A 13646-nucleotide genomic window follows, 5' to 3' on the forward strand; every position below is an offset into this window, starting at 1 on the left:
TGCCACCATACAATCCGTAAAGGCCGTCTTTCCAAGCAATACAAATAAGGTTCTGCCCGCTCCTGCCCTATCCAAAACTGACCTTGTATTGAATGAAGCAATTGCCTGAAGCAAAGAACGCCGGGCAAAACTGCTGCCCGGCGTAAAAAATTCAAATCAACAAGCTGCAATTCTAATAACCTGAATTCTGCGTCAGAACCGAAGTTCCATTCTGGTTACTAAGGTCAATCTGCCGCTGCGGAATCGGGAAATAATCGTTTTTGTTGGCCGTGAAATTGGCTCCGCGGATATCCGTTGTTATGGTGCTTTCGTAAGCGAAGTAAGCATTCAATGTGCTCTGTGCAATTCCCCAGCGTACCAGATCAAAAAAGCGGTGACCTTCCATGGCCAGTTCCAGCTTTCTTTCAAAGTAAATGGCATTCAGAGCCCCGGCCTTACCCATTCCGGCAAAGGCACCTGCGGGATAAACCGCAATCTTGTAATTGGCAGCCGGCGTTGTGGAGAAACCCGCCAGCGGATTATTGTCATTGATGTACTTTTTAAGGTAATTAATCGGATCTGCCGCTCTTGCGCGTACCAGATTTACATAGGTCTGTGCCTGCGCCAGATTGTTGAGCTGTGCTTCTGCTTCGGCAGCCATCAGCAGCACATCCGCAAACCGGATGACATTATAATTGATGGCAGTTCCCGGCGCCCACACGCTCTGATCGGAATAAATATCCTGCGTTGCCTGCCAGTAAATGTTCTTTTTAGGCGAATAAGGTCCGGCATACGTCTGCCCCGGGCTGCGGATCCACTTTGCTCCGGGATGATACCCCCAGTCATGGTATGGAAGTCCGCGGCGTCCCACGGTCCAGTCAAGCCGCGGATCGAGCGGGCCGGGATCGGGTGTAAACGGCTGATTGGATGAAATTCCCTGATCGCTTTTTACCGGATGCAGATTGTAATCATTCAGATAAGGCAAACCCGCTTCTGTTGTTCTGTACGAGTTCACCAGATCCTGACTTGGCTGATAAAAACCGCAGCACCGGAACGGACTGTCGCCATACGGAAAATTAAGCATATCGCCCTGATTGCCGTTTGCAATGCTGTTTGTCCCGTCGTGTACCGCCATCTGAATGGCAAAAACCGTTTCGGAATTATTCTCCGTCGCTGCGTCAAAGTTATCTTCAAATCTTTTTGTAAGCGCGTATTTCAGTCCGTTCGTAGTAATGCCCTGCGCAACAACAACGTCAAAAAGCGTTTTGGCTTCCTGATATTTTTTCTCGTACAGATACGTTTTGGCAAGATAGGAAGCAGCCGCCCATTTATTAACTTTTCCAACTTCCGGCTGTGTGGCGGGAAGATTGTCATAAGCAAACTGAAAATCAGCTTCAATTCTCGGCCAGATATTTTCTGTGTTGGTCTGCAAAGGCGCTTCTGCGCTTGGCGTCGTTTCATCAATCCAGGGAACATTGTTCCACATTTTTTTCAGTTCAAAATAATAATGGCCCCGCAGAAAACGCGCTTGTGCGTTCAGGTTTGCGCGGTCGGCTTCCGAAATCTCAGGAACCTGCGCAAGTACCCGGATAACTGTATTGGTCCGGTTTACACCTTCATAAAGCGACCGCCATTTGCTGTTAAAAAAACTGTTGCTCGGATCGGCTGTAAATTTGGCAATGGCATCGATGCCCGGCTGGTCGCTGCCGTCACTTCCCTTGTGTGCCTCTCCGCCTGCAATACTGCCGAAAACCCAGTTGGTCGGCGACGCTTCCCATGCGTTTGTCCCGCTCAGGTTCTGCGCCGCGCCGTTCGTATACTGCTGCGCATCAAGGGCTGCATAAGCGCCGGTCAAAAGCGCGTCAACGCCTGCGCGATTAAGCAGTTGCTGTTCGCTCAGCGCACCCTGCGCTCCGATATCAAGATCATCTTTGCAGGAATCGAGTAAAATCCCGCTCAGTAGAAGTGCAATTAATATGTATGGTTTAAGCTTCATGATTTTAATTTTTTATGGATCAGAATGATAAATTAAGCCCGAAAATGAACTGGCGCTGGTTTGGATAAACGCCCTCGTCGATGCCGAATGAGGTTGATGAAGAAAACGACTGGTTCAGGCTGCCTCCGGATGTATTATTGGTATTGGCCGTCGTTCCGATTTCCGGGTCCAGACCTGAGTACTTCGTTATGGTGAACAAATTGGCCGCCTGCACATAGACGCGCATACGATCGATTTTCCATTTTTTAAGCATGTCCGGAGAAATGGTGTATCCGATCTGGGCATTTCTCGCCCGCAGATAAGATCCGTTTTCGACAAAATAGGAATTCGGCACATTGGCAGTACTGAACGAACCCACCGTTTCCTGAATCGGTGCTTTTGCATTGTGATTTTCCGGGGTCCAGGAATCGTACAGTGCCGTTTTGCTTTTTGCTCCCTGGAAATTGGCATTGAAATCCGTCCACCATCTTACGTTGTTCCAGATGTCATTTCCCTGCGATCCGTACAGAAAAATACTGAAATCAAAGCTTTTGTAGTTTCCGCCAAGGTTAAGGCCATAGGTAAAATCAGGATTCGGATTGCCCAGATAGGTTCTGTCGTCTGCCGTTACCAAACCGTCGCCATTTACATCTGCATAACGGAACCGGCCAACGGCCACATCGGCCTGATACAATGCCGAAGCATTTCCGGAAGCCTGCTGTGCAGCCGTATTGGCAGCCGTTATTTCCTCTTGCGAATTCCAGAACCCATCGACTTTGTATCCGAAAAACTGTCCGATCGAGTGGCCAACCGAATTCCGGACGATGTAGCTTCCGTTAAATCTCCTTCCCTCCTGATCAAAATAATCCACGCCTTCCGCCAGCGAAACAATCTTGTTGTTATAGGTAGTGAAAGTCAGTGTGGCGTTCAGTTTCAGATTATCGCTGACATCCAGATTGGTCGTTGCCGAAAGGTCAATACCGTGGTTTTTCATCCGGGCAATGTTCACATAAGGTACGGCGCCGAGGCCGGAAGTTCCCGCCAGCTCGGGATTGTAAAGCAGGTCGCGGATTTCCTTGCTGTAATAATCAACGGTAAGTTCCAGTTTGCCTTTGAAAAGCGCCGCATCAATACCGATGTTGCTGTTGATGTTCTTCTCCCACTTGGCGTCCGGATTTCCGATCCTTGTCCGCTGAAGTCCCATCATGGTAGTCTGGTTGGTTCCGTTGATGTCATAAAAAGAAGATGTCCGGTCCTGGCCGTAAGTTGTGTACGCATTGGAAGGATCAACATTCAGCTGATTTCCCATTACGCCGTACCCTCCTCTTATTTTCAGGTCGTCAATCCATGTAAGATTTTCCATAAACCCTTCTTTTGAAATACGCCAGCCCGCGCTTACAGACGGAAACCATCCGTAACGGTAAGTAAGGAAGCGGGACGATCCGTCGCGGCGGATTGTAGCACCGATCAGATATTTGTCTCTCAGTGAATAGTCAATCCGTCCGATCAGTGAAGCGAGTGCATCCTTGAAACGCGCACTGTAGTTGGTCGGCGTTCCGGAACCGGTTGACAAGGTTGTAAAATCAGGGTCAAACGTAAAATACCCCGTTGTGGTGCCTCCGACATAGTTTCCGCTGTTCTTGTAATTTTCAGTACCGATCAAAACCTTTACATCGTGGATATCGCCGAATACATGCTGGTAATTGATCGTATTGGTCCAGGTCCAGTTGAAGCCGCTGAATGAGTTTTCCGTATAGGAATTGATCGTGTTATTTTCCTGATTTTCATATTCAGGATACGCAAATGACCGGAAAGCACCAGTGTACAGTTCGCCTCCGAAACTGGTCCGCAACGTAAAATCCTTGAACAGATCCACTTCGGCATACATGTTCCCGAAAAGGCGGTTCCGCAATCCCTGATTATTTCTGGAACGCTGCTGAATCGCAACCGGATTTTCGGCATTTCCCAGACCCTGACCAAATCCGCCGCCATAATTTCCCATAATGTCATAAACGGGTATGATCGGCTGTTCCCGGAATGCCATCCCGATCGCGCTTCCTTCTGTCAAGGCGTTAACGCGCGGGTTATCTGACACGGAAAAAGCAATATTTTCACCGATCCGGACATGATTTCCTACGTTATACTGGCTGTTTGCACGGATTGTGTAACGTTTCAGATATGTATTGATCAGCGTGCCCTGCTGATTGAAATAGTTGAATGAAAACAGGTAATTACCCTGCGGACCGCCGCCGCTTGCGCTCAGGTTGTGGCTGGTGATCATGGCCGGCTTGAAAATCTCATGAAACCAGTCGGTACCTTCTTTGTTGGCGCGGGTAATCCTGTAAAAGTTATTATACTGATCCGTAGTCGTAAAATTCGGATTGACATTATACAAGGACTGATTTACGGAAGGATCGCCCTCGCTTGCGCCCTGCGGCGTGATATAATCCGGCAGCACAGGCACCGTGCCGCTTCCGTACAACGGATCATTGATCGGATCATTCGGGTTGACGTTCCTGAGCGCGTTGAATTTCAATTGTGCGGTTTCCTGCGGATTCAGCAGGTTCCATACATTGCCGGCTTTGGGAACCTGCACGCCGACATAGGCATCGTACTGGACTTTTATTTTTCCGCTTCCCCGGCGAGTCGTGATTACAATTACGCCGTTTGCTGCCCTGGAACCATAAATAGAAGCAGAACCGGCATCTTTCAACACCTGCATGGTTGCTACGTCATTCGGGTTTATATCATTGATATTCTGCGTAGGAACGCCGTCAACGATATACAAAGGCGAATTGTTTCCAAAAGTATTGATACCCCGGATCCTGATCTGCGGCGCTTCGCCGGGCTGTCCGGAACCCAGCACGGTTACGCCCGAAGCACGTCCCTGAAGCTGGCTCGTAATCTGTGAAGTCGGCTGCTGCTGCAGTTCGGAAACGTTGACGACAGCTACTGCGCCTGTCAGGTCTTTTTTCCGCTGTGTACCATAGCCCACAACCACAACCTCGCTCAATGCTTTCACATCCGACGCCAGTACAACGTCCTGCGTGGCATTGTTCCCCGGCTGGATTTCCTGAGTAGCATATCCTACAAATGAAAAAACGAGTGTAAAATTGGGGTCATCGGGAATATTGAGCGAATACTTGCCGTCTGCATCTGTCGTAGTTCCGTTCTGGGAACCTTTGAGCACTACGCTTACACCTGGCAACGCTTCATTATTATCGCCGCGGACCGTACCGGAAATAATCCTGTCTGCATCATTTACAGATTTTGCATCCATATGATTACCGGAAAGAATACGAAAATGGGCGCTGCCGGGCATTGCCATGGCCGCCCCTGTCATGCCTAAAGAAACTGCCAGATGAAGCAGCGGAATCCTTAGCGTAAAAAGGGAATTGTAAGTTTTTTTCATATGCTGTAAAACTTTGGAAGTTGCAGTTACCCGTCGCCAAGATGGAGTAACATACTGTTTCGGAATGATTGCATTTGGTACCGCACTGGGATTTTCAGGAACTGGTTCAGATTGGAGCACTATCCCATACCGGATGATTTTGACTTGATCATAATGTTTATTTTAGATGAAATTAGATTTTATTAATTCCGGCGGCTCAACAAAAAATATTCCATGTGTGCTTTTCAGGACTTTGAAATGCCAAACATTGTAAAAGGATCAGGAGACAGCCAGAAGAATTGATTTAAAATGATTGTTGCGGGAATGTGTGTATGTCACCAGGAATATACGGTGTAAAAAATCTACAAATTATTCCAAAGTACATTGAGTGGCATCAAAGAAGTAGTATGATCCGCATAGTTATTGTCTGTTTTACCGGCTTTCCGAAATTGAAATACAGGATAAACAGGAAGCTATTATATTCCGGAGGTGACATGGCAGCGTAAATGCCGCATGGCTTGTCAGATCAGCAGCATGTCCTTTTAAAGGTTTACGAATCCAAACAGGCCAGTTTTATTTACATGCAAGGGCCAGTCTTTTGAATTCAGGTATGGAATGTAATCAAGACAGCTGTTTTGCAGAGTTCCTGAAATGTGTTTATGTACTTTATCTGTTAAAAATGCTGCTTTATTGCAGTATATGACCTATACGCCCCAGACGCAGCAAACCTCTTGTAAATAATCAAAGCATAATAATTATTTTCGTTTCTGTATTACCCTTCATGATCCTACGAATGCATTATACCAGAGATCAGGTCCTGAAAATGGCACCTGACGATGCTTCTGCCAAGGCCGGGCAACAATTGGCAAACAACGCAAAATGGGCAGCTAAAAGCGTACACGACAAAGCACTCTGGGGCGATTGCCAGGGCAGCGGCAAAACGCCCTATAAAACCATTGTTGATCTTCAGAATATTGCTTTCAAGTGTTCTTGCCCCAGCAGGAAATTTCCCTGCAAGCACGGATTGGGACTGTTGCTGCTTTACACGCAACAGCCTGATGTGTTTACTGCATCAGAAATGCCGCAGCATGTATGCGAATGGCTGAGCAAACGGGAAGAAAAAGAAGTCACAAAGGAAATAAAAGAAGCCAGGCCGACGGATGAAGCAGCTCAGGCGAAACGGGCGGCTTCCCGGGAAAGAAAGGTGGATGCAGGCATTGAAGAATTGCGGTTATGGATTAAGGACGTTGTCAGAGCGGGTATTAGGAATGTACCGCAAAACAGCTATCAGTTCAATCAGCATATTACGGCACGTATGGTCGATGCGCAGGCCGGCGGACTTGCGAATCAGTTAAGGCAGATCAATAACATCCATTTTTTTAAGGAAGGCTGGCAACGCCTCCTGATCAAAAGGCTAGCCGGCATTTACCTGATTACAGAAGCATTCAGGCATGTGGACGGTCTGTCGCCGGAAATGGCGAGAGAATTACAAACGCTGATCGGCTGGACTACACCAAAAGAAGAAGTACTGCAAAGCATTCCGGTTCGGGATACATGGGTTGTGCTGTCCGTTACTATCACTGAAGAAAATAATTTAAGTACGGAAAGAATATGGCTTTACGGCTTGGCGAACAGCCGGTTTGCACTGCTGCTAAATTTCTATGCAGGCAGCCAAATGCCGCAGCACATGCTTTTTCCGGGTTTGCAACTGGAAGCGGATGTTGTCTACTTCCCAGGCATTACTTTCCGGGCCTTGCTCAAAGAACAGCGTGCATTGCCTGCTGCCGGAATCCCTATTGAATCCGGATGTTCCCTGCAATCCGTATTCAGCGGAATCACATCGCAACTGGCCCGAAATCCATTTACAGAACGGATTCCCTTTTTACTGAGCGAAGTACGGGTAACTTTTCAGGATAATACATGGCTGCTGTTTGATCAGGACAAACAAGGCTGCGCCTTAGCCAATCCGGAAGAAGCGTGCTGGCGGATGCTTGCATTTACAAAAGGCAAACCCTGCTCCTGCTTCGGTATTTATGAAAATGAGCAGTTCCGGATTCATACACTTTGGTCGGATGATAAAACCTATTTTATAAAATGACAGCCAACGAAATCCTGAAAGCTGCCTTGCTGGGAACAGATAATTACATGCCGCAGCCTTCGCTATCGTTACAGGAAACCGGCGAAAAGATAGCATTACAAAACACGGACAAAGAAGACCGCTTCCTTAAACTTGCCATTACTGCGCTTTTATACGAAGAAGCCGGCAGAAATCCGCTACGGGTCGAAAGTTGCATGCCGGAATGTCCGGCGGAAACATTGCCGCTGATCGGTGAAAAGATGCATGGCAGCATCATGGCCGCGCTGACGGCAAAAGATGAAGTATTGTTTCAATACCTTGTTTATGTTGTCAATAAAAGCAACCAGGTACTGACTTCCGAGCTGATCCCGCTGATTTTGAACAAGGCACTGGAACACAAAAAAGCAGCATTCCCGCTCATCAAAGCCTGTGGAGAAACAGGCAAATGGCTTTGTCAGCTTAATGAGAACTGGCGTATCTTTTTTGAAAACAGCGATGAAGAAAATGTATGGGAAACCGGAAGCTTTGAAAGCCGGAAAGCATTCCTGAAAAACATACGCAACAGTGATCCGCAAAGAGCCATCGAACTGCTGGAACAGACCTTTTCCACTGAAAATGCGGCAAATCGTCAGGCGTTCCTTGAACTGCTGGAGCAGAATCTTTCCATTGCCGATGAACCGTTTCTGCAAAGTCTGCTGAAAGACAAAAGCCAGAAAGTGCGGGAAACTGCCACTGAATTTTTGCGGAAAATCCAGGGATCGGCTATTAATAAAAGTTATCTGGAGTACGTACTGAATGTCATCAGCATTAAAGAAGAAAGACATTTACTGGTTACAAAAAAGAAAGTTTTAAGCATCAGGAACGATGTTTTGCCCGACGAAAACCTTTTTAAAACCGGCATTGAGAAAGTCAGTTCCTGCAAAGAAGTACCCGATTACATTTACATTACCGGCCAGGCGCTGCAATATGTTGACCCCGTTATATTGGCACAGCAGCTGGCAGTAACGGAGCCGGAACTGATTCGGTTGTTTATTCAGCACAAGGATTCCAAATACCTGCTCCGGCACCTGGCTTTTTCAGCTTCCTGTTTCAAGAGTAAAACCTGGGCATTGGCTTTGCTTCATACTCAGGAAGTGCAGGATATTATTTTGCTGAATGTCTTGACGGAGCCCGAACGTATGCCCTTTTACGAACAGTTTATAGAAGGAAATCTGCAACAGTTACTGACTTATCTGCTGGATGACAATTACAGCATCTTGCCGGAATCCTTGTCACAACGCCTGCTTGGATTTCTTCTCCAAAATCCGTATGAAATCACTCAGCCGGTTTATCATAGGCTGGCGCTGCACTTGCCTGTTCAGATTTTACCAAAATTAAAACACTATGCAGAAGATGCCGGCGAAGGTTATCAGCACAGGTATTTCAAAGTTCAGGCGCTGGAAATGATGCGAATAATTGATTTAAAAAATAATATAATCTGAAAACTCCTTATGTCATCAACTATTTTAAGAGCCTCCGCCGAACAGCAGTTTGCACAGGAAATAGAAGAACTTGCAAAACAGGATACAGTTACCCGACCGGCCAACTGGCTGCTCTCTCCGCAAGCCGTAGTAACCTACCTGATGGGCGGCACGTTAAAGAACGGTTTTACTGTAAGCCCGAAATACATAGGCAACAGAAGATTAATGGAAATAGCTGTGGCTACGCTTACAACAGACAGGGCTCTGCTGCTTTATGGATTGCCGGGCACTGCCAAATCCTGGGTTTCCGAACACCTGAGCGCCGCCATTTCCGGCAGTTCCGCACTAGTTATACAGGGAACAGCCGGCACAAGCGAAGAATCCGTACGGTATGGCTGGAACTATGCACAACTGCTTTCTTCCGGGCCTACCATGCAGGCAATTGTAGAAACGCCGGTCATGCGCGGCATGAAAGAAGGCAAAATCGTGAGAATAGAAGAGCTTACCCGCATCGGATCCGATGTTCAGGATACACTCATTACCATTTTATCCGAAAAGATCCTGCCCGTTCCGGAACTCAATACGCAGATACAGGCAGTTCGGGGCTTTAACATCATTGCTACTGCCAATAACCGAGACAAAGGCGTGAATGACTTGTCCAGCGCGTTGAAACGGAGATTCAATACCGTTATACTTCCGGTGCCGGTCACGATAGAAGAAGAAGTGCAGATCGTGCAGCAACGTGTTGCCAGTTTCAGCAAAGGCATAGACTTGCCTGTTGAAAAGCCGATTCTGGAAGAAATAAACCGGATTGTAACCATATTCCGTGAACTAAGGAACGGCGTATCTGCAGACGGCAAAACAAAGCTCAAATCGCCCTCGGGCACGCTCAGCACGGCCGAGGCCATATCCGTGATGAACAACGGCTTGTCGCTTGCCTATCATTTTGGTGACGCCAGCCTGAAAGCGGATGACCTTGCCAGCAGCCTTGTCGGTGCCATTATCAAAGATCCGGTGCAGGATAAAATTGTTTTTCAGGAATATATGGAAACAGTGCTGAAGCAGCGGGACGGCTGGAAGGATATTTACCGGGCATGCCGGGATATTGTTTGACAACCTGACCTTTTTCAGCCATAAACCCGTTAAACAGCAAAGTACATGTCGCTTCATCTTTTAGGCATCCGGCATCATGGGCCTGGCTCTTCCAGGCATGTGCTCAATGCACTTCACGCCATTCGCCCGGACATTATATTAATAGAAGGCCCTCCCGAAGGTGAGAACATGCTGCCATGGGTCATGCATGCGGACATGAAACCTCCGGTAGCCCTGCTCGCCTATGTTCCTGATAACCCGGATCAGGCCGTCTTTTATCCGTTTGCCGCTTTTAGTCCCGAATGGAACGCTGTCAGGTATGCATTGCAGCATAAAATTCCGGTCCGGTTTATTGATATGCCGCTTGCACACAGCCTGGCGAAAGCACAACAGCCTGAAATACAGATTGTACCTGCATTGGAAAGTTCAGAGGAAAATCAGGTACCAGACCATGCAGACATACTGACGATCAGAAAAAATCCGATTGCTTATCTGGCTGAGATCGCAGGCTTTGAAGATGCCGAAGAATGGTGGGAACACAAGTTTGAAATTGCAGATCATCCATCTGAGGTATTTAGCGCCATAGCCAGCGCTATGGAGGCTCTGCGGAAAGATTTGCCCCAGAACAAAAATGATGAAGAAGCGGTGCGGGAAGCCTTTATGCGTAAAGCCATACGGACGGCGCAAAAGGAAATGTACACGAATATAGCCGTAATATGCGGTGCATGGCATGTGCCTGCATTAAGCAACATGCCAAAGCAGAAAGAGGACGATGTGCTTTTGAAAAACCTGCCGAAAGTAAAAGTGGAAACCACGTGGATACCCTGGACCAATGACCGCTTGTCATTTGCAAGCTGGTACGGTGCGGGACTGGAATCGCCCGGCTGGTATCATCATGCCTGGCATCATCCGGAAGACAATGGCGCTTTATGGCTATCGCATGCAGCCCGCGTATTTCGTGATCATCAAATGGATATTTCGTCTGCACACATCATCGAGTCGGTTCGTCTTGCCAATGCGCTTGCAGGATTAAGACAATTGCAAAGGCCCGGATTAAAAGAATTCAATGAATCCATTCTGGCAGTAATGTGTATGGGTGATCCTATTTTCATGAAGCTTGTTCATCAGGAACTGATTGTAGGAAAGGAGTTGGGACAAATTCCGGAAGGCACACCGCAGGTGCCTGTTCAGAGAGATCTGGAGCAACTCATTAAAAAGCTGAGGTTAAAAATCAGTCCTGATGAAAAAAATATCAAACTGGACCTGAGAGATGAAAATGATCTGCAGAAGAGCATACTGTTCCATCGGCTTATCGTATTGAATGTGGATTGGGCCGGCTTGCAGCACAGCAGCGGAAAAGGCACTTTCAGGGAAGAATGGCGTTTGCTCTGGTATCCCGAACTGACCATTAAATTACTGGAAAAAGCGCCTTGGGGCAATACCATAGAAGAAGCTGCCAATAAATATCTGGAGCATGAAGCTCGCAGCTGTACCCGTCTGGATGAAATTACGGTTCTGGTACAAAAAGCTTTGCCGTCTGACCTGCAAAATGCCGCTGCATCTGCCATGAAACGGATGGATGAACTGGCTGCCAGTACTGCCGACACGACTGTCCTTATGAATGCATTCGTTCCGCTCGTACGGATCAGCCGTTATGGCAATGTACGCAAAACCGATCTGGATGCTGTGAATTTAATTTTAAAGGCAATTTTTTACAGAATTTCAGCCGGGCTTCCGCTGAGCTGTACGGGTATTGACGAAGAACAGGCCGCTGTGATTACTGAAAAAATAAAGGATGTAAACCAATCTGTACTCCTGCTGGATGACGAAGAACTGAAAACTGCCTGGATAGAAACCATAAGGAAAATGACAGCATTAACGCATGCGGCACCTAAGGTGCAGGGTTACTGCTGTAAAACATTGTACGATGCCCATGTACTGGACAATGAAGCAATGAGCGCTGAATTCTCCAAAGCTTTATCAATAAACAACAACCCTGATTTTTCGGCCGCCTGGCTGGAAGGCTTTTTAAATGATGCTGCAACAGTACTGATCCTTGACGACAACATCTGGAATATCGTAAACAAGTGGCTGCTTGGTCTTGAAGAAGCTGTTTTTCTGCAGATCATACCATTGCTGCGGCGCACTTTTTCCATATACAGTAATGTAGAAAAACGCAAGATCGCACAACGGGTAAATCAGGTAAAAGCAGAAACAGGCCATATACCCACACAGACGGAGATAGATGAAGAAAGAGCAAAGCAGGTGTTGCCATTGCTGGAAAAACTTATGGGCGTATAATCAAAAACGATGGACAATAAAGATGCAGTCAAACGCTGGCGCTTGATACTGGGTAAAGAGACGCACGAAGAATTGAATACGACATTTAGCAAAGAAGAAAATGGCATCGATAAAACATTGGAGGCGCTTTATAATAGCGAAAGAAAAGGCGGACTTGGCGCTTCTTCTCCCAATGTTTCCCGCTGGCTGGGCGACATACGGGAGTATTTCCCTGCTTCCGTAGTAAAAATAATGCAGCAGGACGCATTAAAACGGCTAAACCTCACCGCCATGCTCACGGAGCCGGAAATGCTGGAAACAGTAGTGCCGGATATTCATTTGGTAGCCAACCTGATGACGCTGGGAAAACTGATTCCTGAAAAAACAAAATCAACGGCAAGGCAAGTAGTTAAAAAGGTAGTGGATGAATTGATTCAGAAACTCTCCGGTCCGACACAGCAGGCTATTACGGGTATGCTGAACCGCGCGGCAAGAAATATTCGGCCTCGCCACAATGAAATAAACTGGAACGAAACGATCCGGAAAAATCTTAAACACTACCAGCCGGAATACAAAACCATTATTCCTGAAATCCGGATCGGATTTGGCCGCAAACGCAAAGCAATGAAAGATGTGGTACTTTGCATTGACCAAAGCGGTTCTATGGGCACTTCGGTAATTTACTCCGGCATTTTCGGCGCTGTAATAGCATCCATTCCTGCCATACAGACCAAAATGGTTGTTTTTGACACAGCCGTAGTTGATCTGACGGAAGAACTTAGGGATCCGGTGGAATTGTTGTTTGGTGTACAGCTGGGCGGCGGCACGGATATACACAAAGCCCTGAGCTACTGCCAGCAAATCATAAGCCGGCCTCTGGATACTGTACTGGTTCTGATCAGTGACTTATATGAAGGCGGCAATCAGGAAGAAATGCGAAAAAAGGCCGTTCAGCTTGTAAGCAGCGGTGTGCAGATCATTGCATTGCTGGCATTAAATGACGATGGCGCTCCTTTTTACGACCATCAGAATGCCGAATTTTTTGCAGCTGCAGGTATTCCTGTCTTTGCCTGTACTCCCGACAAATTTCCGGGTTTAATGGCTGCCGCGTTAAGCAAACAAAACCTGGCTAGCTGGGCGGGAAGCAATGACATCAAGTTGTAGCGACGCAAGCTGAAAAGTTTAGCACAAAGATTACATAATTGATATGTTCATATTGCTGCCAAATTTGACTATTTATGAAAACTTGAAGATCATATTACAACAAAAACGAGGGTGTCTCAAAAAAAGAGTGAGGCACCCTCTTTTTGTTATTTCAGGATAAAGTCAAACTACACTTTGATTTTGTGTGATTAATCCTCACAAAGTTTGTTATACGTTATAAGCCTTAGG

The 13646-nt window shown here is 47.0% G+C and carries 7 protein-coding genes; 5 read left to right on the top strand and 2 right to left on the bottom strand.

What is annotated here, in order from left to right:
• Window positions 1-172: 172 nt before the first annotated feature.
• Together FEM33_RS18250 and FEM33_RS18255 are read right to left on the bottom strand one after the other, a co-directional pair.
• Window positions 173-1975 (bottom strand): RagB/SusD family nutrient uptake outer membrane protein, encoded by a 1803-nt coding sequence (locus FEM33_RS18250; protein ID WP_139013406.1) that lies wholly within the window; start codon window positions 1973-1975, stop codon window positions 173-175.
• 19 nt (window positions 1976-1994) lie between these two features.
• A complete protein-coding gene (locus FEM33_RS18255; protein WP_139013407.1) occupies window positions 1995-5366 on the bottom strand; it encodes a SusC/RagA family TonB-linked outer membrane protein in 3372 nt (1123 codons plus the stop codon).
• 772 nt (window positions 5367-6138) lie between these two features.
• On the opposite strand from FEM33_RS18255, the gene FEM33_RS18260 reads away from it, so the two are divergent.
• Genes FEM33_RS18260 through FEM33_RS18280 form a run of 5 tightly spaced genes read left to right on the top strand, consistent with a single transcriptional unit; the run spans window position 6139 to window position 13418 of the window.
• Window positions 6139-7443 (top strand): SWIM zinc finger family protein, encoded by a 1305-nt coding sequence (locus FEM33_RS18260; RefSeq protein ID WP_139013408.1) that lies wholly within the window; start codon window positions 6139-6141, stop codon window positions 7441-7443.
• Window positions 7440-8903, top strand: a complete 1464-nt coding sequence (locus FEM33_RS18265; protein ID WP_139013409.1) for a DUF5691 domain-containing protein — start codon at window positions 7440-7442, stop codon at window positions 8901-8903. The genes FEM33_RS18260 and FEM33_RS18265 overlap by 4 nt, the downstream gene beginning before the upstream one ends.
• A gap of 9 nt (window positions 8904-8912) precedes the next feature.
• On the top strand, window positions 8913-9995 hold the full coding sequence (locus tag FEM33_RS18270) for an ATP-binding protein (protein ID WP_139013410.1): 1083 nt from the start codon (window positions 8913-8915) through the stop codon (window positions 9993-9995).
• A gap of 45 nt (window positions 9996-10040) precedes the next feature.
• Window positions 10041-12275: a DUF5682 family protein gene (locus FEM33_RS18275; protein ID WP_139013411.1), complete on the top strand. Its 2235-nt coding sequence runs from the start codon at window positions 10041-10043 to the stop codon at window positions 12273-12275.
• Between the two features lie 9 nt (window positions 12276-12284).
• Window positions 12285-13418, top strand: a complete 1134-nt coding sequence (locus tag FEM33_RS18280) for a VWA domain-containing protein (protein WP_139013412.1) — start codon at window positions 12285-12287, stop codon at window positions 13416-13418.
• Window positions 13419-13646: the final 228 nt, after the last annotated feature.

It is taken from the genome of Dyadobacter flavalbus, from assembly GCF_006149045.1.
Taxonomy (GTDB): Bacteria; Bacteroidota; Bacteroidia; order Cytophagales; family Spirosomataceae; genus Dyadobacter; species Dyadobacter flavalbus.